The organism is Methylocaldum sp. (genome assembly GCF_039794385.1).
In the GTDB taxonomy this organism is placed as follows: Bacteria; Pseudomonadota; Gammaproteobacteria; order Methylococcales; family Methylococcaceae; genus Methylocaldum.
In genome coordinates this window covers 1-14,116 of record NZ_JBDIVO010000101.1, presented here as the reverse complement: position 1 = coordinate 14,116, position 14,116 = coordinate 1, and the positions used below count along the sequence as shown (strand labels likewise).

The 14,116-nt window shown below is 57.4% G+C and carries 14 protein-coding genes and 1 tRNA gene; 13 read left to right on the top strand and 2 right to left on the bottom strand.

All coding sequences use genetic code 11. From position 1 onward, the window contains the following. Positions 1-35 precede the first annotated feature (35 nt). Both ABJK70_RS10830 and ABJK70_RS10825 read left to right on the top strand, forming a co-directional pair. A complete protein-coding gene (locus ABJK70_RS10830) occupies positions 36-1,253 on the top strand; it encodes a toxic anion resistance protein (protein ID WP_086135047.1) in 1,218 nt (405 codons plus the stop codon). A gap of 965 nt (positions 1,254-2,218) precedes the next feature. Then, a complete protein-coding gene (locus tag ABJK70_RS10825) occupies positions 2,219-2,419 on the top strand; it encodes a hypothetical protein (RefSeq protein WP_077729838.1) in 201 nt (66 codons plus the stop codon). Here the strand turns inward: ABJK70_RS10825 and ABJK70_RS10820 are convergent. Continuing rightward, positions 2,385-3,500, bottom strand: a complete 1,116-nt coding sequence (locus ABJK70_RS10820; RefSeq protein WP_347257979.1) for a glycerophosphodiester phosphodiesterase — start codon at positions 3,498-3,500, stop codon at positions 2,385-2,387. The genes ABJK70_RS10825 and ABJK70_RS10820 overlap by 35 nt on opposite strands. Before the next feature lie 52 nt (positions 3,501-3,552). After that, positions 3,553-4,884, bottom strand: coding sequence for a SpoIIE family protein phosphatase (locus ABJK70_RS10815; RefSeq protein WP_168175386.1), 1,332 nt, complete (start codon positions 4,882-4,884; stop codon positions 3,553-3,555). Positions 4,885-5,124: 240 nt separating this feature from the next. Here ABJK70_RS10815 and ABJK70_RS10810 point away from each other — a divergent pair, with 240 nt between their 5' ends. From ABJK70_RS10810 to ABJK70_RS10760, 11 genes are all read left to right on the top strand, one after another. Then, on the top strand, positions 5,125-6,120 hold the full coding sequence (locus tag ABJK70_RS10810) for a PspC domain-containing protein (RefSeq protein ID WP_168175387.1): 996 nt from the start codon (positions 5,125-5,127) through the stop codon (positions 6,118-6,120). A gap of 201 nt (positions 6,121-6,321) precedes the next feature. Beyond that, a complete protein-coding gene (glyA, locus tag ABJK70_RS10805; RefSeq protein ID WP_077729841.1) occupies positions 6,322-7,578 on the top strand; it encodes a serine hydroxymethyltransferase in 1,257 nt (418 codons plus the stop codon). 67 nt (positions 7,579-7,645) lie between these two features. Continuing rightward, on the top strand, positions 7,646-8,155 hold the full coding sequence (gene nrdR, locus ABJK70_RS10800; RefSeq protein WP_077729842.1) for a transcriptional regulator NrdR: 510 nt from the start codon (positions 7,646-7,648) through the stop codon (positions 8,153-8,155). 4 nt (positions 8,156-8,159) lie between these two features. Next, the gene (ribD, locus tag ABJK70_RS10795) at positions 8,160-9,272 is read left to right on the top strand and encodes a bifunctional diaminohydroxyphosphoribosylaminopyrimidine deaminase/5-amino-6-(5-phosphoribosylamino)uracil reductase RibD (protein WP_347257978.1); all 1,113 of its coding nucleotides are present in this window, start codon (positions 8,160-8,162) and stop codon (positions 9,270-9,272) included. Between the two features lie 29 nt (positions 9,273-9,301). Further along, a complete protein-coding gene (locus ABJK70_RS10790; RefSeq protein ID WP_077729945.1) occupies positions 9,302-9,958 on the top strand; it encodes a riboflavin synthase in 657 nt (218 codons plus the stop codon). Between the two features lie 2 nt (positions 9,959-9,960). Beyond that, positions 9,961-11,064 (top strand): bifunctional 3,4-dihydroxy-2-butanone-4-phosphate synthase/GTP cyclohydrolase II, encoded by a 1,104-nt coding sequence (ribBA, locus tag ABJK70_RS10785; RefSeq protein ID WP_205780727.1) that lies wholly within the window; start codon positions 9,961-9,963, stop codon positions 11,062-11,064. 17 nt (positions 11,065-11,081) lie between these two features. Further along, a complete protein-coding gene (gene ribE, locus ABJK70_RS10780) occupies positions 11,082-11,561 on the top strand; it encodes a 6,7-dimethyl-8-ribityllumazine synthase (protein ID WP_077729844.1) in 480 nt (159 codons plus the stop codon). Beyond that, positions 11,558-12,154, top strand: coding sequence for a transcription antitermination factor NusB (gene nusB, locus ABJK70_RS10775; RefSeq protein WP_077729845.1), 597 nt, complete (start codon positions 11,558-11,560; stop codon positions 12,152-12,154). The genes ribE and nusB overlap by 4 nt, the downstream gene beginning before the upstream one ends. A 36-nt stretch (positions 12,155-12,190) precedes the next feature. Continuing rightward, positions 12,191-13,153: a thiamine-phosphate kinase gene (gene thiL / locus ABJK70_RS10770; protein WP_156879418.1), complete on the top strand. Its 963-nt coding sequence runs from the start codon at positions 12,191-12,193 to the stop codon at positions 13,151-13,153. Continuing rightward, positions 13,146-13,658, top strand: coding sequence for a phosphatidylglycerophosphatase A (locus ABJK70_RS10765; RefSeq protein ID WP_347257977.1), 513 nt, complete (start codon positions 13,146-13,148; stop codon positions 13,656-13,658). Before thiL ends, ABJK70_RS10765 begins: the two co-directional genes overlap by 8 nt. An 83-nt stretch (positions 13,659-13,741) precedes the next feature. Further along, positions 13,742-13,818 (top strand) — tRNA-Met (locus ABJK70_RS10760). Positions 13,819-14,116: the final 298 nt, after the last annotated feature.

The following is a 14,116-nucleotide window of genomic DNA, read 5'->3' as shown; positions in this document are numbered from 1 at the left end:
ACTACTTTTTACCGTATTTTCATCCGGAGAAAACCATGGCCGAAGCCACTTCGAACGACACTCTGACCTTGACTCCGCCCCAGCCGGTCCCCGAAATCGACGAGGAACAGGCGACCAGCATGGTTAAACTGGATCAGGAAACCATTTCCAAATTGGACGAGAAAATTACGGAATTCCTGCACACCGTCCTAGCCGCCGATGTGAACGACGCCGAATTCCGGGAACGGCTATCCGGCGTACACAACATGGGCAATCGCGAGATCAGGGCCGCGGCAACGGTTTCGAACCGGCTTCTGGAACGCCCGGTACGGGCCATGAAATCCGGAGTGTATGACGAGTCTTCGAGCATCTCGAAATCGCTTCAGGAACTGCGCGCGACCGTGGAGCAGCTCGACCCTTCGCGTCAGGGCGACCTCCTGGCCCCGCGGAAACTCCTCGGAATCATTCCGCTCGGCAACAAGCTCAAAAATTACTTCGAAAGCTATCAATCCGCGCAAACGCATCTGAACGCCATCATCCAGGCGCTCTACAATGGCCAGGACGAGCTCCGCAAAGACAATGCCGCTTTGGAGCAGGAAAAAATTCATGCCTGGGAAGTCATGCAAAGGCTCGAGCAATACATCTATGTGGGGAAAAAACTTGACGAGGCCATTGAACGCCGCCTACCGGAAATCGAGGCGCAAGATCCCGAGAAAGCGCGCGTCGTCCGCGAGGAGATGCTTTTTTATACGCGCCAGAAAGTCCAGGATCTGCTGACCCAGATGGCGGTGACGATCCAGGGTTATTTATCGATGGACATGATTCGCAAGAACAACCTGGAGCTGATCAAAGGCGTCGACCGAGCCACGTCGACGACCATATCGGCACTGCGAACCGCGGTCATCGTGGCGCAAGCGCTGACCGATCAAAAGCTGGTGCTGGATCAGATTTCAGCCTTGAACACCACCACCGGCAATCTCATCGCCTCCACGTCGCGCCTCCTGAAACAGCAAGCGGCCCGTACTCACGAACAAGCCGCCAGTTCGGCGGTATCCCTGGATCAGCTGAAACAGGCGTTCGAGAATATCTACGAGACCATGGATGCGATAGCGACATACAAGACTCAGGCGCTCGGCAATATGAAGGAGACCGTCAAGCTTCTAACGCACGAAGTCGATAAAGCCAAGACCTATCTCGACCGGGTTCGGAGCGAACAGCAAGCCGAGGTCATCAAAGAATTCGAATTGGACGAATCGGACGAGATTCGGCTCTAAAGCGAGCCCGACAGCGGAAGAGCATCTCGCTTTTACAACCAGATTCTGCTCCGGCAGAACACGGCGAATCCAGAACGAGGTGGGTAAGCAAGAGACTTGGACTCCAAAGCCTGTTAGGAACTCCGTTAGCCAATTGCATTATCGAGGCTAGGGAACCCTGTTGAGTCAACCGATATCTTGGCCTAGATGATTGATTCTTCGAAGTATCCGTGAAAGCTCGTAACAGGTTCGTTGGCCGGCGCCAGTTCCGCTGAGGTGGCATGATGCCCCTAAACACAATACGAAGAACTGCGCCAGATGCATCACGACGCCGGCCGCTCGTCGGTCGCAATGTCGTAAGCTTCGCGTTATCGACAATTCCGACCGACTAGCCAACGAGGCGGCATCGGATGGTCATGCGAGGGGGAATGGCGCGGAGCAATAAAGCATCATCCCCGACAGACCGTTTCACCTTCTGCTCGTTCGTATTCGAACTGTCAATCCCTTTCCATTCGGCTCGGCTGCGTCGGAATAGTTTGAGTGCTCGGTGTCTCCTGTTTCTGGCACTCGTTTTCACTCCCGTTCGCGTCCCGCCGGTGGGCTTCTAACGGCTCATTCCATCCCTTTCGGACCGGATAAACGCGCCGACGCCCAATGACTTTGATACACCCGTTCTGCATATAAGTTCTTCCTGTTGTCTTTTCCTAACACGAGGCTATCGTTTCTATTTGACAAACTAATGACGCAACGGGTTCTTTGGTGTCCCGCAAGATCCGGTAGCGCGCCATTCGACCTCGGAAGATTCCCAAACTGTAGAAAAAATCGGTCACATGCGCGCTAGAATCACCTTCAAGGGGCAAAACACCTACAAACTGCCACTCTTAAGCTAGAATACGGAATCTCCTTAGCCGCCCTGGCTCATCGAACGTCGATGACTTCACTTATCCACTTATCTTCTGCGATGACTCAAATAGGAGACCTACCCTATGAACAAACATGTCGGACACGACCATCTTTCCGGTAACCGTTTCCAGATCGTCGGCTTGGATCCGGCGGCAAACACGGTAGCGATACAATACGATCCCAACGCTTGGATGCCGAATGCCGAACCCAATCAACAGATGACATGGACCGAATTCGTCAGTCATCTGATCAACGGCCATTTTGAAATCTATCGCGGGACTTGATCCCTTTGTTTTTCTTGCCTGCACGCGCGGCGACTGCCGTGTCGGGAAACTCCGAAAATACGCCATCGACGCCTAAGCTATAAAACTGGTGGTACTCCTTCAGCGGATCACCGCCATAGTCGCTTGCCAGATAGCGAGACTCGTCGCGAAACGTCCAGGCGTGAACGAACAGGCCGACACTGTGCGCATCCCGAACGACAGCGGTCGGGTACCCCAATTTCTCACCGTAATCATTCTCCGACGCGCCGACTTCGCCGGGATCGGCAAGACCGATCAAATAACGTTTCCATGGTCCGATTCCGTCGGCATAGGTTTTGATTTCCATTAGCCCCTCCGGAGTCAAAAGGTCCGCATAGGTACGGGGATCGCCGCCTGCGGTGAAATCGTACGGCTTGCCGGGTATCGGGCCGCCACCCGGCGCAACACCATCCCCATCGATGAGCTGCACGAGCCGGACCTCCGTCATCTTCCTCAAGGCTTTCAAATTGTCCGTCTCGAAGGACTGGATCACTACAGGAGCCGCTCTTCCGTTCAGTCCGTATCGCTTCAGCATCTCGACCAGTTTCTCCTCCAGCGGCAGGCCGACCGAGCGATGGTAAGTGGGGTGCTTGGTTTCCGGATAAATGCCGATGACCCGTCCGCTCCGTTCACTTGCTCGTTTTGCCAATTCAACCACTTCCTGGAAGGTCGGGATTTCGAAGCGGTCGTTGAACTGCTGCGGGCGGAACGGAAGACGTTGCCTGGCGCGCAATGTCTTAATTTCGGCAAGCGTGAAATCGTCGGCAAACCAGCCCTCCGCATGTATCCCGTCGATGGTCTTGAATGTGCGGCGGGCGGCGAACTCGGGATGCTCGGCAACATCGGTGGTTTCGCTGATGTTTAGCTCGTGACGCACGATCAACATCCCATCCTTGGTGGACACCAGATCGGGCTCGATAAAGTCCGCGCCTTGCTCGATCGCGAGCTCATACGCGGCAAGCGTATGTTCCGGCAAATAGCCGCTAGCGCCACGGTGGGCGATGACGACGGGCGGTGCTCCGCTTAAGGTCGGAAAGCTTGAGTGAGGCGTACAACCGGTCATGATCAGAATGCAGCAGACGCTAAATCCAAACCCATTGGTTCGGAGATTCTGCCTATTCCATGCACACTTGAAAACGGGATTTTTCGAACGCGATATCGCCGATTTCGACAGCCAACAAACATACATCGTCTTCGAACTCTCCATGGAGAGACGGGCCACGAACACCGTTGAGCAGTTCCTGAACCAGTACCTCGCCCGATTGGCTCATGGTCGCTGCCGCTAACTCCAGCAAACGCTCCTGGCCGAGGATGTCGTCGTCCTCCCCCCGGATTTCGAACAGTCCGTCGGTGAAGAGCAGCACGGCATCCCGCGCCTTCAATTCGGCGCTACCGGTACGATAAGTCACGTCGGGTCTCACGCCGAGTACGCCGCCATTGCTCGATTGCGCGCAATCCAGGTGCACTGCGCGTCCGGATCCCCGACGTAGGTGGATGGGGCAAGGATGTCCGGCATTGGCGTATCGGAGCTGGCCGCCTCCGATATCGATCACCAACGAAAAAGCCGAGACAAACGTCGACAGATTGCTGCACTTCAAAATCTCGCAAAGACTTCGGTTCAGCGACGTCAGTAACCTGCCCGGATCGCTGGCCGCCTCGCGATGATTCTGTATCAACGCCCCCATCATCGCCATCACCAAGGCTGCCTGCACACCGTGCCCCATAACATCAGCGATCAGAATGGCGATAGCATCGTCGGCGATCGGAAAAACCTCGAAAAAATCGCCGCTTACCAGACCGAGGGGGGCATAGTGGCTGAAAATGCGTACAACACTTGAGTCCGGCGCGACCTCGGGAGGAATGGTCGGCACCGTCCGCGGCAACATGGCCAGCTGTACCTCGCGGGCCATGCGCAAGTCTTCCGTCAACTGCTGATTGCGTCGGCTGATTTCGGCCTGCTTTTGCTCCAATTGCACGATGCTTTGCATCAACAGCCGGGTCTGGAGGCGGACCAAGGTTTGCACCGAAATAAGCCCCAGGAACGTGCATCTATCGTCGACCAACAGCACGTCCTGATTGAAGCTTTCGCCGGTCCGCGAAAACACGCGCTGAAGCACGTCCGCCCAAAGCTGGTTGATGTTGATCAACAAAGGCTGTGCGACCAGATGATCGCGGACCGGCGCCGTTCCGAACAGCGAGAACCCGTATTGAGAGCCGAGACACATGCCGATTTCGTGGCGCGCGCACAGGCCGATCACGCGTTTCCTGTCGAGGACGGCCATGAAGCTGACGTCAGCCTGCCGGAACTTCTCCTGGACGCGAGCCAGAGGCTCGTTCTGCTGAACGCAGGTTCTGTGATCCACCAAGTTTTCCCAGTCGACGCTCGCCATCTCGGAAATCGATTCGGTGAGGCCAATCGGGTTCTGTCCTGTTTCTAAATCGTTCATTGCTAGGATTTCCGCACTTTGGCGTTCCAACTCGTTACCCGCTATCTTACCGGAATCGGGATGTGCCATTGTGCTGAATGCGCCGGCTTAGTCCGTACGGCTTTTCCGACCGCGGCGTTTCGGATTTCGAAACTTTCCCGCCCTTTTTCGTTCGAAGTGTCAACTTCTCGTTTAGAATCTAGACCCATGCCGAACACTGGCTATCCGGATACAGCAAATCCGTTCCAATCGCTCCGAAAAATGAGTTCCAGACCCAAACTCCAACGCAACCGTCAGCGGCGCAGGCTGGGCGGCGTATGCGCAGGGATCGCGGATTATTTAGGCGTAGACGTCACGCTGGTGCGTTTTCTCTTCGTCCTATCCGTGTTCTTTTCGTTCAGCCTGACGATGTGGATTTATCTGGCGCTTTGGGCACTGTTGCCGGCCGGAACCGAGGCGCCGATGCCGGACGTGTCCTGGCGTCTGTCCCGGGAACTCAGGCGGGTCGAGAAACTGGTCCGCAAGGCCCATCGCCGGTTGCCGGCGCCAATCGCCGACGAGGTTCAGGAAACCTTCGACGTAATCAAGATCATCGCGCCCTATTTCGAACATACCGGTCTTGCGCCGAGAACGATCGATTCGCTAAGGGAGCAGGCGTTGCTGCGTTTTCCGGCCATCCTGAAACAAATGCTGCCCTTCCCCGTAAACCTGCCTCCTTTCAAACGCGCACACATGGAACTGGCGGAACTGAAGGATGAGCTTCAACGCGCCTCGAACGAATTGATCGATCAGGAGATACACCTCACCGTGGGCGATGCCGACATGATTTCGCCGCACGTAAGGTTATGGAAGGAACGGCTCGCACCTCTCAGAGAAATACTGCGCGAACGTGCGAGTGAAAGCACCTTGCGCACGCTGCAACAAATCGAAGAAAAACTGGCGTTCCTCATGGATAGGACCGATAGCGGCGGCGATGTGTTCGATTTGACGCCTTTCGAGGTGCGCAAGATCGCTTTCGATTATCTGCCGGATACCGTCAACCAATATCTGCAACTTCCGCCGGCCTTGGCGCGCTCGCAACAGTTGAGCAGCGGCAAGACCGCCGAGGAATCGCTCAACGACCAACTGAACTTGCTTGATCGCGCCCTGCACGATCTTGCGAAAAGCCTGTTTGAAAAGGACGCCCAAGGGTTGCTGGTGCACGGACGATTCCTCAAGGAAAAATTCGCCGAGCAATCCTTCCGGCTGCCGGATTGAATGCAGCAGCGGCCAAAACGCTCCGGAACCAAAGGTGTGTATGGCCCACGCCGGCCCCGCCAGTACCGAATTACTGCTGCCATGCCGCCAACTCGAGGTGATCCATCGTCGAATAATTTTTTGTATGACAAAGCGAGTTTGTCCCCGTGGCCGTTGCGTTACAATATGCCATTCATCTAACCAGCCTGTAGGTTCGCTTTTATGTTTAGCAAGGGTATGGAAATCGCGGGATTCGACGACGAACTGTGGTCTGCCATTGAAAAAGAAGAAAGAAGACAAGAAGACCATATCGAGCTGATTGCTTCCGAAAACTACGCCAGTCCCCGTGTGTTGCAAGCACAAGGCACCGTGCTCACCAATAAGTATGCCGAGGGTTATCCCGGCAAACGGTACTACGGCGGCTGCGAGTATGTGGATATCGTCGAGAGTCTGGCTATCGAACGCGCAAAGGAACTGTTCGGTGCCGATTTCGCCAACGTCCAGCCTCACTCCGGCTCGCAGGCCAATGCGGCGGTCTATATGGCCCTGCTCGAACCCGGCGACACCATACTCGGCATGAGCTTGGCCCACGGCGGCCACCTGACCCACGGCGCCAAGGTCAATTTCTCCGGCAAGATTTACAACGCCATCCAGTACGGTCTCAATCCGGCGACCGGCCATATCGATTATGAACAGGTCGAAACCCTGGCCAAGGAGCACCGGCCGAAGATGATCGTTGCCGGTTTCTCGGCCTACTCGCGCGTTGTCGACTGGCAGCGCTTCCGCGACATCGCCGATTCGGTCGGCGCCTTTCTGGTCGTGGACATGGCGCATGTCGCGGGACTGGTCGCGGCCGGTGTCTACCCGAGCCCGGTACAAATCGCCGACGTCACCACGACAACCACCCACAAGACCCTGCGCGGCCCGCGCGGCGGCTTGATTCTGGCGAAATCCAATCCGGATATCGAAAAGAAACTGAACTCACTGGTTTTCCCCGGCATTCAAGGCGGACCTTTGATGCATGTGATCGCGGCGAAAGCCGTCGCCTTGAAGGAAGCCGCACAGCCGGAATTCAAGCAATACCAGGCGAACGTCGTCGAAAATGCGCGCGCCATGGCGCAACGCTTCATCGACCGCGGGTACAAAATCGTCTCCGGCGGCACCGACAACCATTTGTTCCTTGTGGACCTAATCGAGAAGGGACTTACCGGCAAACTGGCGGACGAAACATTGGGACGAGCCAACATTACCGTAAACAAGAATGCCGTTCCGAACGATCCCCAGTCACCGTTCGTCACCAGCGGCATTCGCGTCGGCACTCCGGCTGTCACCACCCGCGGTTTCACCAAGCTCGATTGCGAAACGCTGGCCGGATGGATGTGCGACGTACTCGACGAGCCGCAGAACGAATCGGTCATCGAGCGAGTAAAAGAGGACGTGCTCCAGCTTTGCCGCAGATATCCCGTCTACGCGGATTGAGCGTTTTTTCTCGGAGCGACGCGGATTTCTTACCGGGCTGCGCCGTTCCGCTTTCAAAAAAACAATAATGCGCTGTCCATTTTGCGGTGCTCAAGACACCCGAGTAATCGACTCTCGCTTGTCACAGGAAGGCGATCAGGTACGTCGGCGCCGCGAATGCACCGAATGCAGGGAACGCTTCACGACCTACGAAACTGCGGAGCTGAATATGCCTCGGGTGATCAAGGCCAACGGCAGCCGTGAACCGTTCCGCGAAGAAAAACTTCGCGCCGGCATTCTTCGCTCCCTCGAAAAGCGACCGGTGGGGAGCGACCGGATTGAGGCGGCCATCAATCGCATCAAAAAGAAGCTATTGGCCCGCGGCGAGCGCGAAGTCTCATCGCGATTGATCGGCGAAAGCGTGATGCAAGAACTCAGCGGGCTTGACCATGTCGCTTATGTTCGGTTTGCCTCGGTGTACCGCAGCTTCGAGGACGTGAACGAGTTTCGCGAGGTCATCGATCGTCTCGAGAAACAGCCGAATCCGGATGAAAAGAAGGATCAGCCGGACTTGTTCGGCGACGATTCGGAGCCATAGCCCGATGGAGCTATCTACGGTTTTTGCCCGCGAAGATGCGGAATTCATGTCTCGTGCGCTGCATCTAGCCGAACGGGGTTTATACACGACCGATCCCAATCCGCGCGTCGGTTGCGTCATCGTCAAAGACGGCCAAATCGTCGGCGAGGGCTGGCATCGACAAGCGGGCGGCCCTCACGCCGAAGTCGAGGCGCTCCGGCAAAGCGGCGCGCGGGCGCACGGCGCGACTGCCTACGTCAGCCTGGAGCCGTGCTGCCATCACGGCAAAACGCCGCCTTGTACGGACGCTCTGATTTCGGCCGGGATCGCCCGCGTGGTCGCGGCCATGAAAGATCCGAATCCACGGGTTGCGGGCGAGGGTCTGAAAACACTCAGAGACGCCGGCGTGGACGTCGCCTGCGGGCTTTTGGAAAACGCGGCTACGGCACTGAATCCCGGTTTCTGCAAGCGCATGAAAACCGGCCGGCCTTATATCCGCAGCAAACTGGCCATGAGCCTGGACGGTCGCACCGCCCTGCCCTCCGGCGAAAGCAAATGGATTACCGGCGAGGACGCTCGCCGCGACGCCCATCGTTTGCGGGCCAGAAGCTCCGCCATCGTGACCGGAATCGGCACGGCGCTGCAGGACGACCCGGAACTGACGGCACGCTTGCCGGAAACGGCGGGAGAGATTTTGCAGCCGGTCCGTGTCGTCCTCGACTCCCGGCTGCGCATGCCCGCGAGCATGCGTCTCGCTGGCGGGGGGAACCGCGCGGTGGTCTTGACGACCGTGTCGGACGAGGAACGAACTCAGACCTTATCGGACAGCTTCGACATCGAAACCCTGCCCGCAACGCTTGACGGGCGACTGGACTTGACGGCGGTCGTCGACTGGCTCGGACACCATCAATTCAACGAAGTTCTGGTGGAGGCCGGCCCGACTCTGAACGGCGCCTTGCTCCGGGAAAACCTGGTCGACGAATGGGTGATATATCTCGCGCCGGTGGTTTTGGGCGATAAGGCGCGCGGACTATTCCACTTGCCGGATTTGACCCGGATGGCCGAGCGGTTCGAGCTGACGATTAGCGACGTGCGGCAGGTCGGGCGCGACCTCAGGCTGACCTTGCTCAGGCAGTAGCGTTTTTTTGAATCACCAACGAGCTCTTTATGTTCACCGGCATTATCCAAGCAATCGGAACAATAACCCGCATCGAGCCTAAAGGCGGCGATTGCCGCTTGACGGTCGCTACGGGCAAACTGCCTTTCGCCGATGTCCAATTGGGCGACAGCATCGCGGTCAACGGCGTGTGCTTGACGGCAATCGAACTCGGAGACCGGTTTTTCGCCGCCGATGTCTCGCGCGAAACCCTGTCGCGCACCACATTGGGTGAAGCCAAAGCCGGAACCCATGTCAATCTGGAACTCGCCCTGCTCCCTACCACCCGCCTCGGAGGGCATCTCGTCAGCGGCCATGTGGATGGCGTGGGCACGGTGGTCGACGAGCGCGCCGAAGCCCGCTCGGTGCGGTTTACCATCGAAACGCCGGCCGGTTTGGCGAAATACATCGCCGAGAAAGGCTCGATTTGCGTAGACGGGATCAGCCTGACGGTGAACGAAGTGAACGGCAATCGATTCGGTATCAACATCGTTCCCCATACCTTGGCCGAGACCACTTTGGGCGAAACTGGCGTGGGGCAGCGGGTGAACCTCGAAGTGGACATCCTGGCCCGTTATCTGGAGCGCCTTCTGCTCGGCGATCGCGCCGCCGAAAGCGGGCCGGCCATCACCGAAGAACTTCTCAAGAATACCGGCTTTATCTCCTGAACATGAACAGCATCGAAGAAATCATCGAGGACATCCGCCTCGGCAAAATGGTCGTCATCATGGATGACGAGGACCGCGAAAACGAGGGTGATCTTGTCATGGCAGCCGTGCACACACGTCCCCAGGACATCAATTTCATGGCGCGTTACGGCCGCGGACTGATCTGCCTGACGTTGACCCGCGAACGCTGCCAGCAGCTGCGCTTGCCCTTGATGGTGAACGAGAACAAGACGCCGCATTCCACGAATTTCACTGTATCCATCGAAGCCGCAAGCGGTGTCACCACCGGGATTTCGGCCGCGGACCGCGCCCGCACCATTCTTTGTGCTGTAGCGCCGGACGCCAAGCCGGACGATTTGGTGCAGCCGGGTCATGTTTTTCCGCTGATGGCGCAACCGGGAGGGGTGCTCAATCGCGCCGGACACACCGAGGCCGGCTGCGACTTCGCTCGGCTGGCAGGGCTCGAGCCCGCCGCGGTGATCGTGGAGATCCTCAACGAAGACGGCTCCATGGCCCGTGGCCCCGATTTGGAGAAATTCGCGCAAGAGCATGGACTCAAGATCGGAACGATCGCCGATTTGATTCATTACCGGATTCAGAACGAAAAGACCGTGGAGCGGATCTGCTCCTGCGATTTTCCGACGGAATTCGGTCAATTCCGTTTGCACGCCTATCAGGATCAAGTCGACAAGCGCCTGCATCTGGCGCTGACCATGGGAAAAGTTGCTGGCGACGAGCCGATACTGGTCCGGGTGCACGGACGCAATCTCCTTAGCGATCTTTTCGGTGCCAGACGGAACGACAGCGGACTGCCCCTGCGCAATGCCATGAAACGTATTGCCGACGAAGGGCGCGGAGTGTTGGTGGTTATCCGCAAGGAGGAGGACGACAAGTTTCTGGTCGAACGCATACACCAGTATCAGATGGAAGATAACGGCATCGAAATGGCTGTCGACGAGCCGAAGACCGACGATTGGCGCACCACCGGAACGGGTGCGCAAATCCTGGCCGATTTGGGTGTGCACAAGCTCCGCGTATTGGGCGCGCCGAAAAAATACCTTGGCTTATCCGGCTACGGGCTGGAAGTCGTCGAATACGTTTCCTGAGAATAGAGAGAACATCGATGTCCGATATCAAAACCTACGAAGGCCAACTCTTGGTCCAGGGCGCCCGCTTCTGCATCGTGGCGTCACGCTTCAACAGCTTCATCGTCGACCATCTGGTTGCCGGCGCGGTGGATGCCCTTTTGCGGCACGGCGCGAAAAAAGAGGATATCCATCTGGTCAAGACGCCCGGGGCCTACGAACTGCCGCTGGCGGTGCAGAAAGCGGCAGCTTCGAAGCGCTACGATGCCATCGTGGCCGTCGGCGCTGTCATTCGCGGCTCAACGCCTCATTTCGACTATGTGGCCGGCGAATGCGTGAAGGGCATCAGCAGCATCTCGCTCAAGCATGAAATTCCGGTCGCCTTCGGCGTCCTCACGGTGGATACCATAGAACAGGCCATCGAACGGGCCGGAACCAAGGCCGGCAACAAAGGCGCCGAGGCAGCGTTATCCGCGGTCGAGATGGTCAACTTATTGAACCAGATAGGTTCGGCATGAGTAATGCGCGAACCATGGCGCGCCGCTGCGCGGTACAGGCCGTTTATCAATGGCAGTTGAGCGACGCCGATCTGTCGGCGATCGAAGCCCAGTTCCTGGGTGAATTGAAGGAGGCAAAGGTCCTTTTCAGACGATATAAGAGCGGATACGACCTGACCGATCACGAACAAAATCTGCTCGAAGAATCGCTCGAGAAATACTGCCGCCAGAGGGAAACGGAAGATCAGCAGCCCGAAAGGCCGCCGCTCGACGAGCTGATCGAGCATTGCTGCGCACCCGAAATCAATGCCCGTTATTTTAAGGAACTGCTGCATGGCGTGCCCGAACACCTTCACACGATCGATTCGGCGCTGGGCGAATTCGCCGATCGCCCGGTCGCCGAAATCGACCCAGTGGAGCGGGCCATCCTTAGGATCAGCGCATATGAGCTGCTGTTCCGCCTGGAAATACCGTACCGGGTGGTGCTCAACGAAGGCATCGATCTCGCCAAGCACTTCGGAGCCACGGAAAGCCATAAGTACATCAACGGCATCTTGGATCGCTTAGCCCGTAAGCACCGCACGGCGGAAATACAAACGCGGCATAAAACCTAGCAGTTGCCGCACTACCCTTCTACTTTGCACAATGCCATGGCCTTAGGTGAGTTCGAACTGATTCGCCGTTTTTTCACCGATCAAACCGTCAAGCATCCGTCCACGATTTTGGGCGTCGGCGACGATTGCGCTTTACTGCGCGTCGAGGAAGGCGAGGATCTGGCTGTAACCGCCGATACGCTGGTGGAAGGAGTCCATTTCCTGTCCGATGTCGATCCGGAAAGCCTGGGCCACAAGGTACTGGCCGTTAATCTCAGCGATCTCGCCGCGATGGGAGCGAAGCCCAAGTGGGTGGTGCTCGCGCTTACCCTTCCCCATGCCGACGCCGCTTGGCTGCAAAGTTTCGCGAAGGGTTTTTTCGCTTTGGCCGAGCGCTACGGCGTCGAATTGATCGGCGGAGATACCACCCGCGGCCCTTTGACCATTACCGTCCAGGCCCTTGGCCTCACGCCGCGAGACGGCGCTCTTCGACGTTCCGGCGCGCGTCCCGGCGACCTGATTTATTTGACCGGCGAATTGGGCGCCGCAGGGCTGGGACTCAAGATGCGTCAGGGCCGAACCGGTATCGAAGACCAAACGGCCATTGCCCATCTGGAAAGACCGGAACCCCGCGTCGATATCGGCTTGAAGCTGCGCGGCTTGGCTAACAGCGGTATCGACGTGTCCGACGGACTTGCCGCCGATCTCGGACATATCTTGGAAGCTAGCGGCGTAGGCGCGACGCTAGCCTGGGAACGGTTGCCATTACCGGACGGGGTACGCCGTTATATCGAGGAAACGGGCGACTGGCGGATGCCGTTATCGGCGGGCGACGATTACGAACTTTGTTTCACCGTTCCGCCGGGAAATCGGGAGAAGTTGGAGCGCTGCCTAACGACAGGCGGTTTTCCGTTCGCCCTGATTGGCCAAATCGAGCCGCAAACCGGCCTGAGACTCTTCAAAGACGGCAGGTCCATCGAGCTTTCCCAAGACGGATATCAGCACTTTTCCAGTGATTAATCAGACAATAAAAACAAGGTCCCATCGCCTCATCAAACCGGCGGAGATTTTCGGTAATCCCGCGTGCTTCCTGGCATTCGGCTTCGGTTCCGGTCTTGCGCCGGTCGCACCGGGAACCTTCGGAACGCTGGTCGCCGTTCCGATCTACTTGCTGGCAGCCAATCTAAGCACCCCGTTTTATGCACTCACCGTAATCGTCTTGTTGATCGCCGGCGTTTATATCTGCGGGCGGTGCGAGCAACAGCTCAACGTGCAGGATCATCCGGGCATCGTGTGGGACGAGATTACCGGCTTTCTCATCACCATGATGTTCGTGCCGGCCTCCTGGGAATGGGTGCTCGCCGGCTTCCTGGCCTTTCGTCTTTTCGACATCTGGAAACCCTGGCCGATCGCCATGCTCGACCGTAGCGTTCACGGCGGACTCGGAATAATGCTCGATGATGGATTGGCCGGTATTTACGCAGCCATTTGCTTAATATTGTTACGAACGGGATTCGGAATCTGAAGATCCGAAGAGCCTGTTTCGTTACCCAAAGTAAACGTTGGATTGCATCGAGGAAGCATTTACGGTATAGTACTCTGAATTGACGCGGGGTGGAGCAGTCTGGTAGCTCGTCGGGCTCATAACCCGAAGGTCGTAGGTTCAAATCCTGCCCCCGCTACCACCGTTATCTGACTCAAAGCGGCGCAGCCGCCCTTGAGTTCTGCCCACAATACGCCGTTCTCCGGCACCAGCTTGATATCTTCCCCTAGAATGCTCCTGAGCGCTTCGCGCGCGTCGGCGATGTCTTCGATCCGTTCCAGTCGCTCGGCCAGGCCGCGGTAAATCTGTTTGGCCCTGGGCAGCATTTGGGTCGGTTGCCATGCCTCGATCTCTTTTATTCTCCGTTTGGCGGCATCGAGTCTCCCTTCAGCCTCCTCGAGGGCCTGTTTTGTCGCCGGCGTAATGATGCCCTGGCGGAT

What these genes read in the sequence shown, in the direction of transcription:
- ABJK70_RS10830 (WP_086135047.1), top strand. Translation starts at nt 36, where the DNA reads ATGGCCGAAGCCACTTCGAACGACACTCTGACCTTGACTCCGCCCCAG.
- ABJK70_RS10825 (WP_077729838.1), top strand. Translation starts at nt 2,219, where the DNA reads ATGAACAAACATGTCGGACACGACCATCTTTCCGGTAACCGTTTCCAG.
- ABJK70_RS10820 (WP_347257979.1), bottom strand. Translation starts at nt 3,500, where the DNA reads ATGACCGGTTGTACGCCTCACTCAAGCTTTCCGACCTTAAGCGGAGCA.
- ABJK70_RS10815 (WP_168175386.1), bottom strand. Translation starts at nt 4,884, where the DNA reads ATGAACGATTTAGAAACAGGACAGAACCCGATTGGCCTCACCGAATCG.
- ABJK70_RS10810 (WP_168175387.1), top strand. Translation starts at nt 5,125, where the DNA reads ATGAGTTCCAGACCCAAACTCCAACGCAACCGTCAGCGGCGCAGGCTG.
- glyA (WP_077729841.1), top strand. Translation starts at nt 6,322, where the DNA reads ATGTTTAGCAAGGGTATGGAAATCGCGGGATTCGACGACGAACTGTGG.
- nrdR (WP_077729842.1), top strand. Translation starts at nt 7,646, where the DNA reads ATGCGCTGTCCATTTTGCGGTGCTCAAGACACCCGAGTAATCGACTCT.
- ribD (WP_347257978.1), top strand. Translation starts at nt 8,160, where the DNA reads ATGGAGCTATCTACGGTTTTTGCCCGCGAAGATGCGGAATTCATGTCT.
- ABJK70_RS10790 (WP_077729945.1), top strand. Translation starts at nt 9,302, where the DNA reads ATGTTCACCGGCATTATCCAAGCAATCGGAACAATAACCCGCATCGAG.
- ribBA (WP_205780727.1), top strand. Translation starts at nt 9,961, where the DNA reads ATGAACAGCATCGAAGAAATCATCGAGGACATCCGCCTCGGCAAAATG.
- ribE (WP_077729844.1), top strand. Translation starts at nt 11,082, where the DNA reads ATGTCCGATATCAAAACCTACGAAGGCCAACTCTTGGTCCAGGGCGCC.
- nusB (WP_077729845.1), top strand. Translation starts at nt 11,558, where the DNA reads ATGAGTAATGCGCGAACCATGGCGCGCCGCTGCGCGGTACAGGCCGTT.
- thiL (WP_156879418.1), top strand. Translation starts at nt 12,191, where the DNA reads ATGGCCTTAGGTGAGTTCGAACTGATTCGCCGTTTTTTCACCGATCAA.